At 60.9% G+C, this 21348-nt stretch carries 19 protein-coding genes; 13 read left to right on the plus strand and 6 right to left on the minus strand.

The genetic code is table 11. The features are described 5' to 3' along the window. Positions 1–52: 52 nt before the first annotated feature. Complete coding sequence (locus AC1D2G_RS25335; RefSeq protein ID WP_477417392.1) at positions 53–3202, minus strand: efflux RND transporter permease subunit; 3150 nt, start codon at positions 3200–3202, stop codon at positions 53–55. Next, positions 3199–4362, minus strand: a complete 1164-nt coding sequence (locus tag AC1D2G_RS25340; RefSeq protein WP_477417394.1) for an efflux RND transporter periplasmic adaptor subunit — start codon at positions 4360–4362, stop codon at positions 3199–3201. The genes AC1D2G_RS25335 and AC1D2G_RS25340 overlap by 4 nt, the downstream gene beginning before the upstream one ends. Before the next feature lie 36 nt (positions 4363–4398). Here AC1D2G_RS25340 and AC1D2G_RS25345 point away from each other — a divergent pair, with 36 nt between their 5' ends. Continuing rightward, entirely contained in the window at positions 4399–4641 is a 243-nt protein-coding gene (locus AC1D2G_RS25345) for a cysteine rich repeat-containing protein (protein WP_342586876.1), read from the plus strand. 188 nt (positions 4642–4829) lie between these two features. Here the strand turns inward: AC1D2G_RS25345 and AC1D2G_RS25350 are convergent, their stop codons facing one another. From AC1D2G_RS25350 to AC1D2G_RS25360, 3 genes are all read right to left on the minus strand, one after another. Beyond that, positions 4830–5759 (minus strand): hypothetical protein, encoded by a 930-nt coding sequence (locus AC1D2G_RS25350; RefSeq protein ID WP_477417396.1) that lies wholly within the window; start codon positions 5757–5759, stop codon positions 4830–4832. Beyond that, positions 5759–7318 carry a polysaccharide biosynthesis/export family protein gene (locus AC1D2G_RS25355; protein ID WP_477417398.1) on the minus strand — a complete coding sequence of 520 codons (1560 nt, stop codon included), beginning with the start codon at positions 7316–7318 and terminating at the stop codon, positions 5759–5761. The genes AC1D2G_RS25350 and AC1D2G_RS25355 overlap by 1 nt, the downstream gene beginning before the upstream one ends. A gap of 611 nt (positions 7319–7929) precedes the next feature. Next, positions 7930–8133, minus strand: coding sequence for a hypothetical protein (locus AC1D2G_RS25360; protein ID WP_095089588.1), 204 nt, complete (start codon positions 8131–8133; stop codon positions 7930–7932). A 497-nt stretch (positions 8134–8630) separates the two neighbouring features. On the opposite strand from AC1D2G_RS25360, the gene AC1D2G_RS25365 reads away from it, so the two are divergent. Further along, complete coding sequence (locus AC1D2G_RS25365; RefSeq protein ID WP_167392245.1) at positions 8631–8798, plus strand: hypothetical protein; 168 nt, start codon at positions 8631–8633, stop codon at positions 8796–8798. Positions 8799–9558: 760 nt separating this feature from the next. Here the strand turns inward: AC1D2G_RS25365 and AC1D2G_RS25370 are convergent. Beyond that, the gene (locus AC1D2G_RS25370) at positions 9559–11274 is read right to left on the minus strand and encodes a hypothetical protein (protein WP_477417400.1); all 1716 of its coding nucleotides are present in this window, start codon (positions 11272–11274) and stop codon (positions 9559–9561) included. A gap of 125 nt (positions 11275–11399) precedes the next feature. Between AC1D2G_RS25370 and AC1D2G_RS25375 the strand changes: the two genes are divergently transcribed. The 11 genes from AC1D2G_RS25375 (at position 11400) to AC1D2G_RS25425 (ending at position 21336) form a co-directional block, all read left to right on the plus strand. Continuing rightward, positions 11400–11708: a hypothetical protein gene (locus AC1D2G_RS25375; protein WP_095089195.1), complete on the plus strand. Its 309-nt coding sequence runs from the start codon at positions 11400–11402 to the stop codon at positions 11706–11708. A 208-nt stretch (positions 11709–11916) separates the two neighbouring features. Beyond that, positions 11917–12621 (plus strand): hypothetical protein, encoded by a 705-nt coding sequence (locus AC1D2G_RS25380; RefSeq protein ID WP_477417402.1) that lies wholly within the window; start codon positions 11917–11919, stop codon positions 12619–12621. 37 nt (positions 12622–12658) lie between these two features. Continuing rightward, entirely contained in the window at positions 12659–12985 is a 327-nt protein-coding gene (locus AC1D2G_RS25385) for a hypothetical protein (protein ID WP_477417404.1), read from the plus strand. A 147-nt stretch (positions 12986–13132) separates the two neighbouring features. Beyond that, the gene (locus tag AC1D2G_RS25390; RefSeq protein WP_477417406.1) at positions 13133–13531 is read left to right on the plus strand and encodes a hypothetical protein; all 399 of its coding nucleotides are present in this window, start codon (positions 13133–13135) and stop codon (positions 13529–13531) included. A gap of 188 nt (positions 13532–13719) precedes the next feature. After that, positions 13720–14595 (plus strand): peptidyl-prolyl cis-trans isomerase, encoded by an 876-nt coding sequence (locus AC1D2G_RS25395; RefSeq protein ID WP_477417408.1) that lies wholly within the window; start codon positions 13720–13722, stop codon positions 14593–14595. Beyond that, positions 14592–15635 carry a HupE/UreJ family protein gene (locus AC1D2G_RS25400; RefSeq protein WP_477417410.1) on the plus strand — a complete coding sequence of 348 codons (1044 nt, stop codon included), beginning with the start codon at positions 14592–14594 and terminating at the stop codon, positions 15633–15635. The genes AC1D2G_RS25395 and AC1D2G_RS25400 overlap by 4 nt, the downstream gene beginning before the upstream one ends. Positions 15636–15734: 99 nt before the next feature. Continuing rightward, positions 15735–16430, plus strand: a complete 696-nt coding sequence (locus tag AC1D2G_RS25405) for a hypothetical protein (protein WP_477417412.1) — start codon at positions 15735–15737, stop codon at positions 16428–16430. After that, positions 16427–18361, plus strand: a complete 1935-nt coding sequence (locus AC1D2G_RS25410) for a DUF3604 domain-containing protein (protein ID WP_477417414.1) — start codon at positions 16427–16429, stop codon at positions 18359–18361. The genes AC1D2G_RS25405 and AC1D2G_RS25410 overlap by 4 nt, the downstream gene beginning before the upstream one ends. 314 nt (positions 18362–18675) lie before the next feature. Beyond that, on the plus strand, positions 18676–19197 hold the full coding sequence (locus AC1D2G_RS25415; protein ID WP_477399616.1) for a hypothetical protein: 522 nt from the start codon (positions 18676–18678) through the stop codon (positions 19195–19197). Between the two features lie 148 nt (positions 19198–19345). Then, complete coding sequence (locus AC1D2G_RS25420) at positions 19346–20059, plus strand: hypothetical protein (protein WP_477417415.1); 714 nt, start codon at positions 19346–19348, stop codon at positions 20057–20059. Between the two features lie 308 nt (positions 20060–20367). Further along, positions 20368–21336 carry an ABC transporter substrate-binding protein gene (locus AC1D2G_RS25425; protein ID WP_477417429.1) on the plus strand — a complete coding sequence of 323 codons (969 nt, stop codon included), beginning with the start codon at positions 20368–20370 and terminating at the stop codon, positions 21334–21336. The last annotated feature ends 12 nt before the right edge of the window (positions 21337–21348 follow it).

A 21348-nucleotide genomic window follows, 5' to 3' on the forward strand; every position in this document is an offset into this window, starting at 1 on the left:
AGTGCGAGCGACGACAGGCATGCCGGCGCGCCATCCAGCTTTGATTGTATCGTTACTTGACGAGCGTTGGGGTGGCCTCGCTCTTCTTCGTGCGTCCGGAGCGGCGTTCCTCCAATCGTTGCAGGATGACGAAAAAGGATGGCACAAAAAGAATAGCCAGGCAGGTCGAAGCGAGCATGCCGGAAAAGACCGTGATGCCGATCGACTTTCGCGCGCTCGCGCCGGCTCCGGTTGCAAACACCAGCGGCGCCACGCCGAGGATGAAGGCAAACGATGTCATCAGAATGGGCCGGAAGCGCGCACGTGCGGCTTCGATCGCCGATTCGACGATAGGCGTGCCGGCGGCACGCAGTTCGCGTGCGACCTCGACGATCAGAATCGCGTTCTTGGCTGACAGTGCAATGAGCAGGATAAGGCCGATCTGGACATAGAGGTTGTTGTCGATGCCAAGGCTATTGAGCACCAGGACCGGCCCCACCAGAGACAGTGGCGCGGCGAGCAGGATTGAGATCGGAGCGAGCCAGCTCTCATATTGGCCGGCAAGGACCAGGTAGACAAGCAGGAGCGCCATTCCGAACACCAGGTAAACCTGATTGGTAACGAGCTTCTCTTGGAAAGACAGCGCAGTCCAATCGAAGCCAGTGCCGGGCGGAAGGGTATCCGCGGCAATCTCCTCCATCAGCTTGATTGAGTCACCTGACGAAAAGCCTGCAGCGGGCACGCCTACGATCGACGCGGCAGGATAGAGATTATACAGGCTGATCAGCGATGGACCGACGCTGGGTTCAATCGTCAACACGGTTCCGAGCGGGATCATGTCTCCGTTGTTGTTGCGGACGGTAAGGCGGCCGATTTCCTCCGGCGTCAACCGGAACTGGGCGTCAGCCTGCACATAGATCTGGAAGACACGCCCGAACTTGTTGAACTGGCTGACGTAGCTGGAGCCGAGATAACCGGCGAGCGTCTGGAATACCTGGTCTGTGGTCAGGCCGAGGGCCTGCACCTTGTCGCGGTCGATCTCGGCCTTGTACTGCGGGACGTTGGCGCGGAACGATGATGAGACGCGCTGGATGCCCGACTGTGTCTCGGCCTTGTTGACGATCGCACTGACGGAGCCTTGCAGCTTCGAGAGGTCGAAACTGCCGTCGCGGAGTTCGACTTGCAGCGTGAAGCCGGCGGCGTTGCCGATGCCCTGGATTGGTGGCGGAGGAAGCACCAGAACAATGCCGTCGGCCATGGCCGACAGATTCTTGTTGAGAGTGGCGTAGAGCGAAGCCAGGTTTTCGCTCTTGCCGCGCAGATCCCAGTCCTTGAGAATGATGTAAGCGACGCCTGCGTTGGCTAGCGTCGAATTGTTGTCGAGGGCCGAAAGCCCGGCGATGGTGACCACCGTCTCCACCCCAGGTGTAGCCTTGGCGATCTTCGAAACCTGCTGCAGCGTTTCCTGGGTGCGACCAAGCGAGGCGCCGTCAGGCAGCTGAACCGCCGCGAGCAGATAGCCCTGGTCTTCGATTGGGATGAAACCGGTGGCGACGCGCGACATGCCGTAGCCGGCCGCGCCGATGATCATGAGTGCGACCACACCCGTTACGGCGCTATGACGCACCATCCCTCCGATCAACCGGACGTAGGCATTCTCGGCACGCTGGTAGACCGCATTGAAGCCGCGCGCGAAGACATTGCGCTGGTCCGGTGGCACGGGACGCCTGAGCCATGTCGCGCATTGCGTTGGCTTCAATGTCGCGGCGTTGACGGCGCTGATCAGCGCGGTCGCCGCGATCACCAGCGCGAATTGCGCGTACATCCGGCCCGTTAGGCCGGGAAGGAAGGCCGCCGGCAGGAACACCGCCAGCAGCACCAGCGTGATGCCGATGATCGGCGCAAACAATGTCTTCATGGCGGCAATGGCGGCGTCGTGGCTCGACATGCCACGTTCCATGTTGTGGGCGGCCCCCTCGACCACGACTATGGCGTCATCGACGACGATGCCGATGGCGAGCACGATGGCGAACAAGGTGGAAAGGTTGACTGAGAAGCCAAGCGCCGCCATCGCCGCGAACGCGCCAATGATGGTGACCGGTACGGTTGTGGCCGGCACCAGCATCGCCCGCCAATCCTGCAGGAAGACGAGGATGACGATCAGAACCAGCACCGCCGCCTCAAACAGCGTCTTGTAGACCTCGTTGATCGCCTGGCTGACGAAATTCGTCGTGTTGAACGGTATCGCGTAGACTATGCCTTGCGGGAAGGCACTCGCCAGTTCCTCCATCCTGGACGCGACCCTCTTGGCCACATCGAGCGCGTTCGCGCCGGGTGCCAGGAAGATGGCCATGCCGGCGGCCTGCTGACCGTCGAGGTTGAAGAACTGTCCGTAGGTCTGCGCACCGAGTTCAACCCGCCCGACATCGCGAACACGCGTCATATCGCCATTGGCGCCTGTCTTGACCACAACGGCCCCGAACTGGTCGGGATCGTCAAGGCGGCTGGACACTTCGATCGAATATTGGAAGGACTGGTCGTCCGGCGCCGGCGGGGCGCCGATCTGACCTGCTGTGACCTGTTCGCTCTGCTGTTGAAGTGCCTGAACGACATCTTGCGTGGTCAAGCCGCGCGCCAGCATCTTTTCGGGATCAAGCCAGACCCGCATGGAATATTGACCAGCGCCGAACACGCTGACATTGCCGACGCCAGGCAACCGCGAGATTTCGTCCTTAAGGCTGATAGTCGCGTAGTTGCTGAGATAGAGGCTGTCGTACTTTCCGTCAGGCGAAGTCAAGGTCACGATCTCGAGGATGGAGGTCGACTTCTTCTGCACGTTGACGCCCTGCACCTGCACTGATTGAGGCAGCCCGGCCATGGCGGCAGAGACCCGGTTCTGAACAAGCACCTGGGCCAGGTCCAGATCTGTACCAATGGCAAAAGTGACGGTCAGGTTGTAGCTGCCGTCCGAGGCAGCGAAGGACTGCATGTAGAGCATGTTCTCGACGCCATTGACTTGCTGCTCGATCGGCAGGGCGACGGTGTCGATGACGGTGCGCGCGCTGGCGCCCGGATAGCGGGTGGTTACCGAAACGGTCGGTGGAACCACGTCGGGATACTGCGCTACCGGCAACGCAAAGAGCGAGACGATGCCAACGACGACGATAAGGACGGCAATGACATTCGCCAAAACGGGTCGTTCGATGAAGAATTTGGAGATCATTGGCCAGCACCATTGGCCGGAGTTTGCTGGAGGGTCTTCACCGTGGGTTCGATCTTCTGGCCGGGCAGGGCCGTCAGCAAGCCGGATATGACGACGCGGTCTTCCGCTGTCAGGCCGGAGGTAATGACGCGCAACTCGCCGACCAATTGGCCAATCTCGACGCCGCGTTGCTCGATTGTGTCGTCCTTTCCGGCGACAAGCACATAGCGGCCGCTCTGGTCGCTGCTGATTGCACGATCCGGTACGAGCAGCATGTCCGGCTGCTCGCCGAGCGGGATGCGCAGTCGGACGAAATATCCGGGCAGCAGCGCATTGTCCTTGTTTTCCAAAACGGCGCGAACCAGAAGCGTGCCCGTCGAGGAAGATACCGCCGGCGCTGCATAGTCGAGCGTTCCTTTGTGCGGATATCCAGTCTCGGTCTGCAGGCCGACATCCACCGGTATCTTCTTGAGATTCTGCATTGTCAGACCACGCTTGGCCATTTCAGCCCGGATCCGCTGCACATCCTGCTCACTGACACTGAAATTGACGTATATCGGATCCATCTGGACGATCGTTGCGAGGTCGGAAGTGCTGCCAGTGCCTACGAACTCGCCGACCGATACCTGGCGGGCGGTGACGATGCCGTCGAATGGCGCCTTGACTTCGGTGTAGCTCAGGTTGAGTTGCGCCTGCTTGACGTCAACGGCGTTCTGCTGCTGCTTGGCCACGTCGACCGCAGCGGCAGCGGCAGACTGGTCCAACGTGGACGCCGAAATTACCTTCTGCGCGAGCAAATCCTGTTGCCGCTTCAGGTCGGCGCTGGACTGTTTGACGGAGGCATCGGCCGACGTCTGGCCAGCCTGGGCCTGTTCAAGCGCCAACTGGTAAGGTTCAGGCTCGATAAGGAACAGTCGGGTGCCTGCTTTGACGCGGTCGCCGTCCTTGTAGTCTATTTCCTGTATGAAGCCCGCCACCCGGGCAACCAATGGCGTCGAATTGATGGCGGCCGTATTCCCCGTCTCGTTGAGATAGGGCGTTACCGTCTGCTTGAGTGGCAGCGCCACGTCAACCTTGGGCGGGGGCGGCGGAACATAGGCATTTTGCTTGTTGCAAGCTGAAAGCAATGACGTCGCCGTAAGCAAGGTTACGGCCAGCGCAATGCGCGATACCAAAAGCATTTGACCCCCCTCAAAACTTCACGGTATTTTGATTGAATGTTAGCCATTTTGGAGGGGTTTGTCATGCGAATTGCCTTGAGCGTGGTTTTCCTAGCCGTTCAGATGCTTGCGGCTCAGGCGCAGACAGCGGCCGAACGTGAGGCTTGCCAGGCGAACTTCGAAAAGTTCTGCAAAGGTGTGGAGCCAGGCGGCGGCCGCGTCATTCAATGTCTGACGGAGCATTTCAGCGAGCTGACGCCGGAATGCCAGAAGGTCGTCAAGGCGAATACACCTGGTTAGGATCGGGCGGTGCGCTCCGCCGAGCTGTCAGGGTCGGCTGGGGCCGGAGCCGCGGATGTATCAATGCCACTCCTGAGCGCTACGAGCAGGCAAGCCGAATGTTCGGACGCTTTGGCGAATGGACGCGGCCCTATTGTCTGGCAGTGAGACGTCGGACACCCGCCAGGTTCGTCAAACCTATGTCACCCCTATGTCACCGCGACGACCTGTCCCGCCGCGTCGAGGCGACATCCGACCCGCGCCTGCCGAACTTCGATGCCGCCTTGTCTTGCATAGTCTATGCGCACCTCGATCGGTGCGGTGAGGGCACCGCGACGGTGCCGGCGCAGGGTACCTGCGCTGGCTGCGTGCACACGCACGGCACCAAGTGGCTTTGCAGCCGACATGATCGCCTGACGGCAGACGCGAACCACGGCGGGCGGGGTGCCAGGTATCGCCTTTAACGGCACCGGGAGCGGCCGCGTGGGATAACCTGTGGTGTTCGACCAGAACGTGTCGCGACCACCTTTGGAAGGCCAGAGGCTGCGTGGCAGGGCGACTGCGTGTCGCACGCCCTTGGTCACGACTATGGCGGCCTTCTTCTTGCCGACACCGACACTCACTGGCCCTGTGGTAGCCCCCGACGCCGCGCTCGCTCGACTGTTTGCCGTACTGCCCGGAGCGGCGCCAGCACCGGCGGATTCGTCTCCCGCACTGGGGCTTGCCGAAAGGCCGCCTACGCCGCCGAGGTTGGTACCGGCTCCAACGTTGGCGCCAAGCGATCCCTTGCTCGTGCCGACCGAGCCTCCAACATTTGCTCCTCCGATTCCGTCGACGCTTGCGTCGACACCGACGGAGGCTCCGTTCGAACCGACGCCTACACCGGCGCCGACACCAATGCCACCGACGTTGCCTCCAACGCCCGCCGATCCCTTGCTCGGGCCGACCGACCCTCCAACGTTTGCTCCTCCGACACCGTCGACGCTCGCGCCAACACCGACGGAGGTGCCGTTCGAGCCAACGCCCACACTGGCGCCGACCCCGATACCACCGACTTTGCCTCCAAGGCCACCAGCAAGAGCCGAAGCAGGCCCGATCGCAACTGCGATCGCCAATACGGCAACTGGATACTTGCGCATCACCATAATCCTTGTGCCGTGCGCAATGGCGCCCGCGTCGGGAGCAACGCGGCGGGAAGGCCAATCGTCGTCAGCCGAACAGGTTGCGGCGACTTGCGGACCGCCACTTTGCGGATTTCTCGCCCCTCGGGCTCATGGGCTGATCTAGCCCGTTTCCCCGCGAGTGCACTGGTGCGTTGGCCTGCGCGATCACCGGCAGGCGCTTTGGGAGCAGGCTCGATGCGCTGATCGCGAGGCGCATTGCGAGCTTTCAGGATGTCGGTTTCGTTGCGCGCCGCAATGAGGTCGCGGGTCAGGCCAACGGCCCTTTCGCGCTGTTGCTCCAAAGCAGCAGAGAGCCGGGCGACTTCCTCTTTTGCCGCGTCGCGATCCTGGCGGGCAGCATCGAGATCGCGCCCGAGAGCATCTGCTCTCCCACGTTCCAATGCCAGCGCTTCGCCGGCTCGCTTTGCAGCGGCCTCAGCAGCCTGGCGGTCCTGAATATCTGCCATTTGTGCAGCGGCAGCCAGTTTTCCGTTGGCCTCAAGAGCGTCGAGAGATTGTTGCGTCGCGGCAAGATCGCGTTCGAGGCGTTCGATCGTCTCCCGCCCCTCGTCAAGCGCGCGTCTCGCTCCATACAGGGAAGCTTCCGCAGCCTGGTGCGCGCCGAGTGCTGCGGCCTTTTCGCGGATCGCGAGGGCGGCTTTGACTTGCAAGCTTTCGACTTCGCGCTGCGCCACAGCCAGACCCTGCGCGAGCCGTTCGGCTCTTTGCTTCTGGTCTTCAAGGGCTTGTCCTTGAAGAGTCGTCGCCTCGGCGACCGCACGCTCACGCACGCCTGCGTCGGCTGTGACGCGCCGCATGTCATCAAGTTCGTCTCGCGCCGCGTCCAGTTCGCTGCGAAGAACCCGCTCGACCCTGTCTGCAGACTGACGATCTGCAGACGCCTGCTGGCGAGCGGCCTCAAGCTCCTCGCGAACGGCCGATAGTTCATGCAGTGACGCATCCGTCTTGGATACTTCCCGTCCTGGCCCGGTCGCGGCAGCCTCCACCAATGGGCGAGAACCGCTCACGTCTGGCGGCGCCCCAGCCGGGTGCCCCTCGGCTTTGGCGCCGCCCGAAGACGCTGCCGACTGCGTGCGCTGCACGGTCATGACGGGACGGGTGTCGAAACCACTTCTGGCCTGTAAGCGATCGGTAATCAGCCTTGCCAATTCACTCTCACGCAGACCCGCAGCCGGAACGTGCCCAATCCCCGGAAGATCCAGCGTCCCGCTTGCACCGATCGTAAAAGCACCGTTGAGCTCTACGCCCTCCGTGATGCCGCCACGCAAGGCATCCCACCCCGAGACCTTTAGCTCGACAGTGTCTTGAGGGGCGAGCCTGTCGTCAGTCTCCGATTGACTCTTTGCTGGGGCGCCAAATAGCAGGATCAGGCAGAACGGGATAAGGCTTATCGCAGCGCCGCGTGACCTCTTCCGGGAGTCATGAAACAACGCCGCCACGGCCGAGAATCTTCGGATACCACCGGAGAGTGCAGGGCTGTGGCAATCCGCGTTGGATGTCTGGACATGATCCATGACTGGACCTCCATGACTCTCACCGACCACGCGCTGCGCAAAGCTCGCGACGCGCAGACAAAGCTCACGGCGTGAGCCTACCAAAGTCGATCAGCAGTGGTGAGTACCAAATAGAGCGTAAGCTGCATCGCCCAATTGAGTAAGGGGCGCATCTGTACCAGGTTCGGCAGCCAGCTGCTCTGCGCTCCGACCTTCGATATCGCGTTAAACGACCGTTGCATTCGCAAAAGACACCAGGGAAGGCCCCCTCTATTTGCTCGTCACGGTATTTCGGCGGCCGATTCCGTCGGCGTAGGCGCGGCCCGAGGATGTTGCCATCATCGAGACGGCACTGAAATGGCTCGCGCGAAACCCACGAATGAACTCAGCTGCTGCGCGAGCCACTCCCTGTGAGTTGCGCCAGAATACGCACGCTCTGTCTCGGCTCCTTGAGAGCGCCAATCAGTCTACCGGTTGGTTGGCCTTATGCGGATTTGTAGGTTCTTGTCGCAGAGATAGCTGCGACTCGCGGCGTCGCCTTGGTGATGGACGGGACGTCTGGCCAATTCGCGCCCTGGTGGACGCCAACCCCGCTTTCGGCCCGAGGCGGTCGTGTCGCAGTGCTGGCAGGCCTATTGAGCCCTCTGTTTCTTGGCTTGTGCGGCGATAGCGCAGAGGAAGGCCAATGCGGCAGCGTCGCATGCCGTCCGCGACGGCCCTTTGGCGAAAAGCATGGCATCCGCAATTGGGATCGTCAGGCCGTACTTTTGGGCGAAAGAGGTGATTTCGTACGGCTGATCGTCAGATGGATGGCGGATGTCGAATTCGAAACCCATGCCTACTTCCTCCCAGTTCGCGACCTTCCACTCCTTGGCTGGATGCAAAAATTAAACTACCGATGCATCGCGCGAGTCCAGCAATTGGAAATTGTGTAAAACGATACATTTTGCGGTCGCGCCAACATCTCGTTGTGGCCGTCCGCCGGCCGCTCCCGCTTTCGCTCCGTTCGCAGTCTTCCCGGCTTGCCAGCGCAATCGAGATCAGGGTGCGCCAGCACCGGGATCATTGCGCTCGAGCACCCCGCTCCGTGACGATGTCGTGGCTGCATTTTCGCCGTCATCCGCCGGGAAGCCGGTCGTTTTTTTKCGCGAAGCCCGTACACCGCGAGAGCGGGCCTTTAGGGCCGGCGAAACAAGGACTTCAGTCTTAATTGCTCGACATCTAATATAATATAGACTTATCAGCGCGGGGGATTTTCCCGCTATTGCAGTGGCCGGTGCGGCGCGCTTCACCCAAGCATCCACCGCACCGGCCATTTCCGAAGGCCGGAAGGATGACCGACAAGCCGGTGCCGACCTATGTTGTGAGCGTGTTCGAGAAACCTCACTGGCGCACAGTCCTGTCAACGAAGGACAAGGAGAAGGCCTTCGCTTTGGCCAAGGAAATCGGGGACAAGGTGCGAATTGAAGAGATTGCGCCGAAGGTCAAGAAGGGACGCTGACGGTCGACTGTGCCGTTCCCCGTGGCTATCCCCTACGGCTGGGCAGCGGCCTGGTTTCCAGCCTTTTTGTGATGCCACCCAAGGCCATCCTGATGGAAGCCCGAAAAGCTAGTCCCGATCGATGAAAAGCCCGCCACGGGAGCGACCCGCGGCGGGCTTTCGGAGTGGCTACATCCCGGAGGAATCGACCGCTTGTAGTTGTATTGTGAACTGCATCATCGCGTTAGCCTATGGTGTGATCGCGGAAGCCTTGGGCTTAAGCGTTGCCGCGTCGGATGTCGCGCGGACGTCAATAGAGGCATGTCTGGGAGGAACACGCCTGCGCTTGGCTGCAGGGCCATGAGGCAATCCCATCGCGGGTGCGGCAAGCCGCAGAACTGGCTTGACGGAACATTAGAGGTCGCTAACAGTTGGTGGTTGCGGCAGGTGATGTCTCACCCACATCCTGCCGAAGATCGGGACTCCATCGCCTGGTCGGCCCGCGCTCTCCGCCAGAGGCGTGGGTTTTGACTGATCAGGGGGAGAGATGACTTATGAGCCGGCCACAAGCTACATCGCGAGCCAGGCGTGGCAGGTGTTGATCTAAGGCCGCATTGCGCCACTAGAGCAGTTCACCGTCTCACGGAAACGGCGAACTGCTCCAACTCTTTGTTTTGACGCAATTCCGGACGGAAAACCGTTTCACACTTTTCCTGGAATTGCTCTAGCGGGCATTCCGACTGCATGAGTGCCGTACTTGCCAACATCACAGAATTTGCCCTCAATCCGCCACGTTGAAGCCGGCCTTCCTCAGTGAACGGATGAAGATTTCGACGTCTTGCGAACGGGCCAAGCGCATCGCAACCACGTGGCGCATGTTCTTCGTCCAAGCCGGTTGATTTTGCTCCAGCCAGCCACGCTCGCGATCAGCCTCGATCTTGTAGCCTCCTTCGCTCAGAACGGCAGCCGCAACAATATGATAGATCGGGTTCGATCGGACGGGCGATTTCTTGATCCACATAACCGCCTGCGAATAATCGCCGCTGAAATAAGAGCAAAGAGCCAAATCCACCTCATAGTAGCCCAACGAGCGTGGATTTTTTTGGCGCGCCTCTGTTATCAACGCGCAGCCGTCATGCCAATTTCCGGAGACCGCCAGGCGCTGTCCGTATTCGCCCATGAACTCGGTATCGTTGGGATTGATCGCCAAACCCCGTTTGCCCACTCCCAATGCCAAGTTTATTTCCTTGCTGAAATAGAGCGCAAGCATTTCTCCCTGAAGCCCTCGTAAGTTGAGGGGGTCGACTTCCACCGCCTGCCTTGCGGCTGCCAGGGCGCGCTCCAGCACGGCGGCGGACGATGTGGCGTCGGTGGGAAACTCGAATCGATAGTCATCGATGTAGACAAGCGAAAGAAGACCCCAGGCGGTGGCGTAATTCGGGAAGCGCCGTACGGCCTTCTCGAGGCATGCACGCACGGATGCACGGGTGTCGGGGCTGAGCTCGACCCGATATGCATAGAAAGACAGCGTGCAGGAATATGCGGCCCAATCTTCGGGCGGATTGTCGACGTGGAGATTGGCGTCCGCCTGGAAGATGACGCCATAGGTTTGAGCCAAGCTCGTCGACACATTCCGCGCGATGTCTGCCTGAGCTCCGACAAGGTCCGCGACTTTCATCCGCCCATTATAACTGTCTGCCCACAGAACCGAACCGTCGGGTCGGTTGATCAATCTCACTCGAAGCAGAAAGGTATCGACCGACAGGCTGACACTTCCGGCGAGGACAAATCGTGGTGGCGAGGTCGACGCATCGCCGTCGTTAGGCGCCGACTCCATGACCACAATATCCTTGAACTTCGAAAGCTGGCTGACAATCTCCTGCTTCAATCCGCTCGCAATGGCTGCCGCCGCGGCGGTACCGGTCAGATCTTCAAACGGCTCAACAAGCACGCGGGGCGTTTCCGGCGCGCTTGACCTGACAGACACCCACGACCACGCCAATACCGATGCTCCAGCCGCAAGAATGGCTGCAAGCACTGCCGGCAGCAGGAACGCAATCCGCCCGACCGGAGAGTGGGTGATTGATCGAGAAACTATGGGCACCCGCGGCTGCGCCAACGAAGCCGGCGAACGAAGCGAGAAGATAGGAACATAACCACCCTTGGGAATCGTGATCAGGATTGGGTCTGTATGTCCGGCTGTCAGATAGTATCGCTCGAGAGCACGCCTGAGGTGGCCAGCCTCGATGCGAACGATCGGATCCGTCTGCGGGTCGAACGCCTCGCCGCGACCAAACACTTCCACGGCGATTGAATAGGCCTTGATACGGTCGCCTCGTCCCGACAAAGCCTCTTCCACCACATGGCTGAGGAAGCGGCGCTCGCGGCTGGTGGCATCGAAGTCCGCACTGTCGAGGATAAGGGCAAGTTGGGCGCGACAAGCCTCTACAGGGGGCTCGTGCTCCCTTGGTGCCGGCGTTTCCGCCTGGATCGCCATGTCCTCACTTGATCCCTTGCAACCGCCGGTTTTTGTTGTCGCTCGGTTACATGCTTATCCACGTAACTTACCTCCCGCGGCCCTTTCTTTGCAATACGATCGCGTCAGGTCGATGAACTGGCGTCATGAGCACAAGAGACGGATCGTCTGACAGGCACCGAGCGGTCTCGGCGGCAGTGCGCCGATACCCCCAGTTTGAATTGACGATCCATCGGCTGATGGACCGAAGCGAGAGTTTTCGCGATATTTGCGAGGAACTCGCGGATGCAGAGTTAGCGCTTTCGAAGGTCGACCAGGCCCCGCCGGCATTGCGCGAGGCCAGACGAGCCGAATGGCAAGAATTGATAGATCGCCTGGTTGGAGAGGTGGGAGCAGCAGTGCTGAATACCGATGCGGCCCGCAAATCGGGTATCAACCCGTGGCCGGCACGGTGAACAGCCATGAATCGCCATGCATGACGATGGACGGTTTTCGCACGGTAGGGCACTCTCGTTCTCCCAAGAAACAAATCCGCAAACGACGGACACCTCAGGAGGGGACCCTGACATGATGACCTTCTATCGGACACAAGCCCTAGGTTGGGCTGTCCTTTCCTTCCTTTGGCTCGCCCATCCTGCCGGCGCCGCAGATGCGGTCTCACCCATGACGCCGGAGCTAAAGCCAGTCGTGACCGAGCAGGGCTGGACGTTCTCCGTTGCGCCGTATTTCTGGGCGGCCGGGATCTCGGGGGACGTTGCGCAGTTTGGCCTGCCCACTGTCGAGGTCGACTCAAGTTTTGGCGACATCCTGAAGAATCTCGACTTCGCGGCCATGGCCGTCGCCGAGGCTCGCTACGACCGCTACAGCATTTTCGGCGACCTCATGTATGTGAAACTATCGGGAGAAAGCGGCACGCCGAGAGGCGTCGTCGCCAACAGTGTCGAGGTCTCGTCACAGACATTTTCAGGGCTGGTCGGCGCTGGTTATTCGATCCTCCAGAGTGACGCCGGACGTCTCGATTTCGTCGGCGCCATGAGGGTCTGGTCCGTTGACACCGACCTCGACTTCCATGGCGGTATCCTGGACGGCGTATCCGGCAGCGACGGAGCGACCTGGGTGGACGGGCTGGTTGGCGTTCGCGCGAACTACTCGCTCACGCCTGAAGTCTATCTGACGGGCTGGGGCATGGTTGGTGCAGGCGGCGCCAATGTCGACTGGGATGTCGCCGCCGCACTGGGCTACCGGTTCAACGAGCGCTTTTCGGCGGTCGCCGGCTACCGCGCGCTCGGCGTCAACTACCGCAATGACGGCTTCGTCTTCGATGTCGTCCAGCAAGGACCCATCATGGGACTCATCATGCGTTTCTAGATTCGGGATCTGCATCAACGACAACAGGCAGGAAGTGATGACAACGAAATTTACATTCCGCAACTGCGCCGTCCTGGCCTTGGCTTTGGCCACTTTCGTACAGGTTGATGCGGTCTCCGTGGTCACACAGGGATCGATTTCATCTCAAGCGCTGGCCCGCGTTGGCCATCCTCTTACGCCCGGCAGTGCGGCGGGCGTCGCGCGGCGCACAACCCGGCGAACCATCCGCAGAACCAGCGTCTACGTAGCCAGTCTACCGGCCGGTTGCGTCAAGACTTCGGTCAACGGGACGACAATCTGGCATTGCGGCGCGAAGTATTATCAGCACACGGGGTCGAAGTACGTGGTCGTCCATATCAACTGATTGGGGCGCGGATGGCCGCTAGCCAGACCTGCCCGACAGCAGGTCGGCCTGGGCGACACGATCGTCCAAGCAACGACCGGTCGCGGGTCGTGCGCTCGGATACTGCCAGCATCAATCGGCGGGCCTAGTTATGGACAAGGTCAACAAATGAGCGCGACACGAAATTTATTCTTGATTGTAATCGCGGCGGTCGAAGCGGCGACAGGTCTCGGTCTTCTTTTGCTGCCCTCCGTTCCGTTCGCACTCCTGCTTGGATTGGAAAGCTACAGCGTTGACGCGTTTTTTGTCGGCCGCATTGCGGGCGCGGCGTTGCTTGCCATAGGGGTCGCAAGGTGGATGGCGAGGAAAGACGAGTCAAATCCTTCACTATTGGGATTGCTCATTGGCATTCTGATTTACAACACTGCCGTATCAATTCTCCTCGTCTACGCGGCCGCAGTCCTAGAGATGACCGGCGTCATGCTGTGGCCCACGGTTGCATTTCACGCACTTCTTGCCGTCTGGGGTGGTCTGCTTCTGCGGGGCTTCCGAGCGAAACTCCGCTAGGTCCGCAAGATGCCGCGCTCGCCCGGCACATCTACGCTTTCGCGTCCGGCAACGACGACGGCCCAGTAGCGCGATTACATGCTTACCCCACGTAACTTACATTCCGGCGCCAGCTCTTTGGGGCCTACTATCCATGAACAAATGCTCGCAAGCGAGATGGCTGCCGTAGCCGGGGCGGAGGAAAGCGCATGACGTTGCTCAGGGAGCCTCTGCTGCATTTTGCCGTCGTCGGCGCGATCCTGTTTGGCGGCTATTCCTGGCTGAATAACAGGCATGTCGAAACAACGGCCGCGGAGCCGGTCCGTATCGGCGAAGGCGACGTGCGGTGGCTCAAGCAGACCTGGTCGAGCCAATGGCTGCGCGAGCCAACCGCCGATGAACTCAAGGGTCTTGTCGACGATCTGCTGAATGAGAAGGTGATGGCCCGCGAAGCGCAGGAGATGGGCCTCGAGAAGGACGACACCATCATCCGCCGCCGCTTGGCGCAAAAGCTCAAATTCCTTGTCGAGGACACGGCCCAGCTTGCCGAGCCAACCGAAGCGGAACTGCGGCAGTTCTATGCCGCCAACCCCGCACACTTCGAGACGCCCGGAAAACTGTCGTTCCGACAGGTCTACTTCAACCCGGAACATCGCAAGGACGCCGCGGCGGACGCGGCCGCCGCGCTGGGTGCGCTGACAACGAATGTCGAGGACGGCTCGATCGAGGGCGACCGGCTGCTGTTCGGCGACAGCTTTGCCGATACTGACGAACAGGCGCTGTCCGGAATGTTCGGTGCCGATTTTGCGCGCGAGGTGTTTGCAGTTGAACCGGGCGGGTGGCGCGGTCCGGTGAAATCCGGCTATGGCCTTCATCTGGTCCTCGTCACGCAGCGCACGGCGACCGCGCCGAAGCCCTTCGAGACCGTGAAAGATGCCGTGCTAGCCGAGTGGCGCTCCGCGAAGCAGACCGAACTGAGCAAAGAGTATCTGGTCGAGCTGCGCAACAAGTACGGCGTAGAGCTTGACGACAGTACGAAAGCGGCACTGGGGTCAGGGCCTGCAACGAATGTGGCCGCACAATGAGACGGCTGGCCAAGTGGCCTGAGTTCGTGCGGGGGGCCCGCTCCGCGTTGGAGTGCGTTCGACTGGTCCTGCTGACGGCAGCCATTGCTGCGCTGTCCTGCGAAGCTGCCTACTCCCACGAGGTGCGCCCCGCCTATCTCAGCTTGAAGGAGGAGGCGCCGAACGAGTTCAGCGTCCTGTTCAAAACGCCGATGCAGGGCAATGCGCGACTGGCGCTGTCGGCACTCTTTTCCGGCAAGATCGAGACGGTGACGCCGATCATCTCGCATCCGACCGGGGATGCCATGGTGCAGACCTGGCGCATGCGCACGCTGGAGCCGCTCCCAGGCCAGAACGTTGTGATCGACGGGTTGCAGAACAGCATGACCGACGCGCTGGTCCACGTGGTGTTCGCTAACGGCAACAGCTGGACGGCGCGACTTACCCCTAGCGAGCCGTCGGCAGTCATCCCGGCGTCGCAGAGCGCCTGGGCGGTGTTCGTCGCCTACGTCCGTCACGGCATCGAGCACATCGCCTTCGGCTTCGACCATCTGCTGTTCGTCACCGGGCTGATGCTGATCGTGCGAGACTGGCGCAAGCTGGTGAAAGCGATCACCGCCTTCACCGCTGCTCACTCAATCACCTTGAGCTGCGCCACCCTTGGATGGCTGACGCTGCCGTCGCGGCTGGTGGAGGCGATGATCGCCATCAGCATAGTCATGGTCGCTGCCGAGGTTGTGCGGATGGAACGCGGGCAGCTCAGCCTGGCCATTGTGAAGCCGTGGATGGTGGCCTTCGTTTTCGGCCTGCTGCACGGCTTCGGCTTTGCCGGCGCGCTGGTCGAGCTCGGCCTGCCGCAGGGCGACATTCCGCTGGCGCTGCTTGCCTTCAATGTCGGCGTCGAGCTCGGGCAACTGGCCTTCATCGCCGTCTTGCTGACCGCGGTTTATTCGGTGATGCGGTTCGTCCTGATCCCGCGGCAGGCGATCGTCGCGTCGGCCTATGCCATCGGGATCATCGCGGCATTCTGGAGCGTCCAGCGGCTGGACGCGATGTTGTAGGAGGAGCAAATGGGACCCGCCGCAAGACTGCCGCGCCGACCTTGCCTGAGGGGCCGGAAACCTGCACGCGCAACCACTGTGGCGCTTGCCGCGTCTTTGATGGCTGCTGCTCCGGTCTCCGAAGGACGCACGTGCGGCTATGATAGTCCGCAGACGGTGTCGCAGGGCTTCCTGAATTGGCTCTATCCGAATTCACTCTACGTCGTCGGCGCGATATCGAGGGAAGTGGCGGCGGGACGGCTGCCGCTCGCGAACTTCGATCAGACCGGACCAGATCTGTTCGGACACAGATTTAAGCTGACGGCAACGGCGCTGGAGCAATTCGGCGACATGCTCCGCTCGGCGTCGCCGGTCCCCTCCCAGGCTTCGGTCTCTCTGGTCGTCGTTGAGCCGATGCTGTGGACGCGGTTCGATCAGGGTCCTGACGGCTTGCGCACAACGGTTCATGTCTCGGGGGCGCAGCCCGGGGATCTGGTCATCGTTGCCGGCGAAGCCGTGATCGCCGAAATCGCCGCGCGGCGGTTGACCTTCGGCCAGGCTGTCGAGCGCGGCGTGGCGCGTCTCTATGGGCCGGCGTCGCAGATCGCCCAATTCCTGCTCAGTTATTCGGATGTCGGCGCAACCGACGGTGCTGTCGAATTATCTCAGAAGCCGGTCGTTCCGCCAGTACGCACGGCGGCCGGCTCACCCCATTTCGCTCCGGTGCAATCGCACCCGGTTGGCATCGCGCCGGCCGAACTCAGACGCACACCTGACCACACCGAGATTTCATTCCATGAGGGGGGGAGACAATGATCCGGAGACCGCTGACAATTACAAGTCTTGTATTGCTTGCCGTCTGCGCAGGCTCCGTGGCGTGGGCTCAGGATGCCGGCACCTATACCGTCGAGGAAGGGGGGCAAGCCATCAAGCCCCGGCCCTACTCGCCTTATGCCGGACGCAATTTCCCGACGCGGCCGCTGTTTGGCGACACGCATTTGCACACGGCCCTGTCCTTCGACGCTGGAGCGGCCGGCGCCAGGCTGGGACCGCGCGAGGCCTACAAATTTGCGAAGGGCGAGGAGGTCATTTCCTCGACAGGTCAGCCGGCCAGACTGTCGCGTCCGCTCGACTTCCTGGTCGTCGCGGATCACTCGGACAATATGGGATGGTTCACCGATTTCATGGCCGGAAAGCCGGAGATCCTGCAGAACGCGCAGGCCCGCGAGTGGTATGACATGATACAGTCGGGGCACGCCGGGGAGGCGGCGTGGTCCATCGTCATGACCTTTTCGCAAGGTAAATTTCCGCCTGACATCATCTACCAGCCGGGCAACCCCGCCTATCGGTCGGTGTGGCAGAGCATCATCTCGGCAGCCGAGGAAGCCAACGATCCGGGGCGCTTTACCGCTTTCATCGGATTTGAATGGACGTCGCTGTCCAAGGGCAACAATCTCCACCGCAACGTCATCTTCCGCGATGGTGCCGAAAAGGCCGGTCTCGTCGAGCCATACACGACGCAACCGCCCGTCGGCAGCAACAACCCGCGCGACCTGTGGAAATGGCTGCGGAACTATCAGGACAAGACCGGCGGCGATGTGCTTGCCATCGCCCACAATGGCAATCTGAGCAATGGCGAGATGTTCCCGATCATCGAGCCGGTCACGGGCAGGGAGATCGATCGCGAATACGCCGAGCAGCGCGCCCAGTGGGAGGTGCTTTACGAGACCACCCAGATGAAGGGCGACGGCGAAAGCCACCCCTTCCTTTCTCCCAATGACGAATTCGCCAATTTCGAGAAATGGGACAAGGGCAATCTTGACCTCAGCGTCAAGAAGACACCGGACATGCTGGAGTTCGAGTATACGCGCTCGGCGCTCAAGAACGGGCTGAAGCTGGAAGCCAAGCTCGGGGTCAATCCCTACAAATTCGGCCTCGTCGGCAGCACGGATTCGCACACGGGTCTCTCCACCGCCGACGACGACAATTTCTTCGGGAAGATATCGACCGGCGAGCCGAACCCGGAACGCTGGTCGCACCCGTTCATGGCAAACCCCAAGCTCGGGCTCAAGATCCTGGGCTGGGAGACGACTGCATCGGGCTATGCCGCAGTCTGGGCGCAGGAGAACACACGCGCATCGATCTTCGACGCCATGAAACGGCGCGAGACGTATGCCACGACCGGGCCGCGGATGGCAGTTAGGTTCTTCGGCGGCTTTGATTTCGTCGAAGCCGACGCCAATACCCGTAGCCCGGCCATCGCCGGTTACACCAAGGGCGTGCCGATGGGCGGTGACCTCAAGCAGGCGCCCGCGGGCAAGGTGCCGACCTTCCTGGTTGCCGCATTGAAGGATCCGATCGGCGCCAATCTCGACCGCTATCAGATCGTCAAAGGTTGGCTGGACGCCGCCGGCGAGGTGCATGAACAGGTCTACGATGTCGCCTGGTCTGGCGACCGCAAGCCGGGCACCGACGGCAAGCTGCCGCCGGTTGGCGACACGGTCGACGTAGCCAATGCCACATGGACCAACACGATCGGAGCGCCAGAGCTCAGTGCCGTATGGAAGGACCCCAATTTCGATCCGTCCCAGCGGGCTTTCTACTATGGCCGCGTGATTGAGATCCCGACGCCGCGCTGGCCCGCCTATGACGCGAAATACTTTGGCATCAAGATGTCGCCGGATGTGACCATGACCACGCAGGAACGAGCCTACACATCGCCGATCTGGTACACGCCAGCCGGCTAACCAGCCTCCGCGCGAGTGGAGGCACAAGGGGCTCGGCGTCCCCTTTCAGTGCGGCGAGCGCGTCGCCAGACGGGAGAACGCGAGCGACCAAACGGTGCGAGGTGGCGGACTGGGGTTGAGACCATCACCCGGCAAAGGTTGGAAGCCGATGCTGCGCGTCTACGGCGCGACCCGTGGTTCGAAGCGAGGGGGTGGCCGAGGGGAGATCGAACTGGTGAAATGACCTCCGAGCAACGCCCAGGATGAGCAGGCAGTGACGATCCACAAAAACGGACATTCATGAGCAAGAACGGCAAACAAGGGAAGGCAAGACCATGCGAATCTTCACGACACTTATCGCGGCAGTAGCACTTTCGTCTGCGACGGCGGCATACGCACAAACACAAAATCCGCTTCCCAAGGCCAGCGATGTGCTTGTCCGATACGGGGACGACGTCGAGGGCTGGACGATCTATACAAATCAAACGCGCGGAGATTGCTTGATCGTGCGCCAAGATGGGCCAAGTTCAGTACAAATGGGCGTTACCGCAAATCAGGAGGTCGGGTATCTTGGCGTGTTCACGAAGGTGGATATCGGTCTTAAGAACGGTACCAAGTCGGACATCTTTGTCTCCATCGACGGCCATCTCTATAAGGGTGTGGCCACCAGCACGAGCGGCGAACTCAAGGGCGGATATTCTGGCGGCTACATCTTGACCGACGATCCGAAGTTCAAGCGCGACGTGGCGAAGAAATATAAGATGACCGTATTTCCGGAAACCAAGGGGGCCTTTGTCGTCGATCTGAAGGGGACGTTCAAAGCAATGGCAGTGGGCCGGAAATGCCTGAAGCACTGACCGCCCGCCAGGCAAAATTCCCACCCATCTCGGCCATTGGCTGCTGCCAGCAGACACAGTCTTAACGCAGAACGCCAGGTTTCGAGATCGCCGCGGCCGGGGGCGGCCGCTCCCCGGTCCATCGGCTGGCGGGGGTGGGGATCGCCTTGTGGGCCCCTTTCAGGCGCGCCCGAACGACACCCCCTCGTTCGCAGTTCGGGACCACTATGGAAACGTCCGGGACATCGAGAGATCGAGCGACCACTGCCGTCCCGATGGAATTCCGGAATTAGCCGGCGGTCAAACGTTCGGAGCCGCTTCAGGCAATTTGCAGGTGTCTGGAACAAATTTGCATCGACGACGTTTCGTTTCGGCTAATGACGACGTTTCGCACACGGTAAACATTGCCACCAGCGAGGACGCGATCATGAGAGTCCCGTCAGGCATAGCGACCTCCCTCGTCGCAACTTTTGTACTTGCGAGTTCTGTTCCAGTTGATGCCGCGCCGGTCTTCGTGCCCAGGGCACAAAGCGCTCAGTCAGATGTCATCCAAATTCGGGACGGCTGGTACAGGGGTTATCGCGGCTACCGCCACTACCACCGGCACAACGACTTCTGGGCCCCGGGCGGCGCATTTGTCGCCGGCGCGCTGCTCGGCAGCATGATTGCCAACAGCAACGGCTACTACGGCGGGTACTACGGAGGCGGTGACTATTACGGGGGTCCGTACTACGGCGATCCGTATTATGTCGATCGGTATGATGTCGATCCGTACTATGGCGATCCGTATTACCACGACCGATACTACGGCGATGGGTATCACTCAGACAGATACTATCGCCGATGTTCGCCCAGGGAAGCCGATTCCGGTAATTGTTACTAGCGATCGATCGTCATGGGCAGGGCGCCGCCCTTCGACTGATTTCCATGTGATCGGCACAGTTTAAGATTAAGCCGCCGATGCGAGCCGTTTGAACGGCCTCGTAGTCAAAAAGTTACCCCGCCCTCCACGTAACTTACGTTCCGCTCCCGGCTCCATCCGGTAGTCTCGGGAGAAGACGAACCAATCAACGGGATGGAAAGCCGGCTGGCAGACAAAAGCGGTTCCGGCGGTGGTGTGCCGGTTGCGTGGCGGATCGGGAGTCCTCCCGTTGCCGCTGCGGTTCATGTCAGGTCCGCGGGGAGGGAAAAATGGACAGTCGATTTCGGCGACATCTGCTGAAAGTGTCGCTGGCGGCACTGACGATGCTGGCGGTGCATGGCCGGTCCCTTGCGGCTGACCTCCTCATTGCAATGCCGAACTGGCCATCGGGCCAGGCCGCGGCCAATATCATCAAGTACGGATTGAAGGAAAAACTCAATCTGGACGCCGACGTACGCGAGATGGGCTCCATGACCGCATTCGCCGGGATGGATACCGGGGAGGTCGACGTCTATCCGGAAGTCTGGCTTCCCAATCTCGATTCCCTCGTCAAGAAATACGTCGACGGGCGCAAGACCGTGGACCTCAGTCCCAGGGGTGTGTCGGCTACGCAGGGCATCTGCGTGACGCGCGAGACGGCTGACAAATATGGCGTCAAGGACATTTCAGATCTGGCCGATCCCAAAAAAGCGGCCGTGTTCGATACCGACGGCGACGGCAAGGGCGAAATGTGGATTGGCGCGTTGGGCTGGTCGTCGACGAGCATCGAGAAGATCCGGGCCAAGAGCTACGGCTATGAAAAAACGATGACGCTCCTTCAGATGCCGGAAGACATGGCAATGGCCGCAGTCGATGCGGCCGCGGCAACGGGGCAACCGATGGTATTCTACTGCTACAGTCCGCACCATATGTTCAAGCTCCATGACATCGTCCAGTTGACCGAACCGAAATACGATCCGGCCAAGTGGCACATCGTGATGCCGAGCGACGACCCTGACTGGCTTACAAAATCTGAGGCGCCGGTGGCGTGGGACGCATCCCATTTCTACATCGGGTTTGCCTCATCGATGGCCAAGCGCCTGCCGAAAGTGGCGGCCTTCCTCTCTCATGTCGACTTCAGCTCAGACGAGGTCACCGAAATGAGCTACGCATTGCAGGTCGATCGGCAAGATCCCGCCAAGTACGCGCAGGCCTGGGTTGCAAAGCATCAAGACCGGCTTAGCGCCTGGTCGAAGTAGAGGCAGGGACGA

Source organism: Mesorhizobium sp. P2_C7 (genome assembly GCF_056404515.1).

Bases quoted from the DNA above. Each gene is read 5' to 3' on its own strand.
- AC1D2G_RS25405 (WP_477417412.1), top strand. From the start codon at position 15,735: ATGGCTGCTGCTCCGGTCTCCGAAGGACGCACGTGCGGCTATGATAGT.
- AC1D2G_RS25395 (WP_477417408.1), top strand. From the start codon at position 13,720: ATGACGTTGCTCAGGGAGCCTCTGCTGCATTTTGCCGTCGTCGGCGCG.
- AC1D2G_RS25360 (WP_095089588.1), bottom strand. From the start codon at position 8,133: ATGGGTTTCGAATTCGACATCCGCCATCCATCTGACGATCAGCCGTAC.
- AC1D2G_RS25345 (WP_342586876.1), top strand. From the start codon at position 4,399: ATGTTAGCCATTTTGGAGGGGTTTGTCATGCGAATTGCCTTGAGCGTG.
- AC1D2G_RS25415 (WP_477399616.1), top strand. From the start codon at position 18,676: ATGCGAATCTTCACGACACTTATCGCGGCAGTAGCACTTTCGTCTGCG.
- AC1D2G_RS25370 (WP_477417400.1), bottom strand. From the start codon at position 11,274: ATGGCGATCCAGGCGGAAACGCCGGCACCAAGGGAGCACGAGCCCCCT.
- AC1D2G_RS25410 (WP_477417414.1), top strand. From the start codon at position 16,427: ATGATCCGGAGACCGCTGACAATTACAAGTCTTGTATTGCTTGCCGTC.
- AC1D2G_RS25385 (WP_477417404.1), top strand. From the start codon at position 12,659: ATGACAACGAAATTTACATTCCGCAACTGCGCCGTCCTGGCCTTGGCT.
- AC1D2G_RS25335 (WP_477417392.1), bottom strand. From the start codon at position 3,202: ATGATCTCCAAATTCTTCATCGAACGACCCGTTTTGGCGAATGTCATT.
- AC1D2G_RS25425 (WP_477417429.1), top strand. From the start codon at position 20,368: ATGGACAGTCGATTTCGGCGACATCTGCTGAAAGTGTCGCTGGCGGCA.
- AC1D2G_RS25340 (WP_477417394.1), bottom strand. From the start codon at position 4,362: ATGCTTTTGGTATCGCGCATTGCGCTGGCCGTAACCTTGCTTACGGCG.
- AC1D2G_RS25400 (WP_477417410.1), top strand. From the start codon at position 14,592: ATGAGACGGCTGGCCAAGTGGCCTGAGTTCGTGCGGGGGGCCCGCTCC.
- AC1D2G_RS25390 (WP_477417406.1), top strand. From the start codon at position 13,133: ATGAGCGCGACACGAAATTTATTCTTGATTGTAATCGCGGCGGTCGAA.
- AC1D2G_RS25355 (WP_477417398.1), bottom strand. From the start codon at position 7,318: ATGGATCATGTCCAGACATCCAACGCGGATTGCCACAGCCCTGCACTC.
- AC1D2G_RS25375 (WP_095089195.1), top strand. From the start codon at position 11,400: ATGAGCACAAGAGACGGATCGTCTGACAGGCACCGAGCGGTCTCGGCG.
- AC1D2G_RS25365 (WP_167392245.1), top strand. From the start codon at position 8,631: ATGACCGACAAGCCGGTGCCGACCTATGTTGTGAGCGTGTTCGAGAAA.
- AC1D2G_RS25380 (WP_477417402.1), top strand. From the start codon at position 11,917: ATGACGCCGGAGCTAAAGCCAGTCGTGACCGAGCAGGGCTGGACGTTC.
- AC1D2G_RS25350 (WP_477417396.1), bottom strand. From the start codon at position 5,759: ATGCGCAAGTATCCAGTTGCCGTATTGGCGATCGCAGTTGCGATCGGG.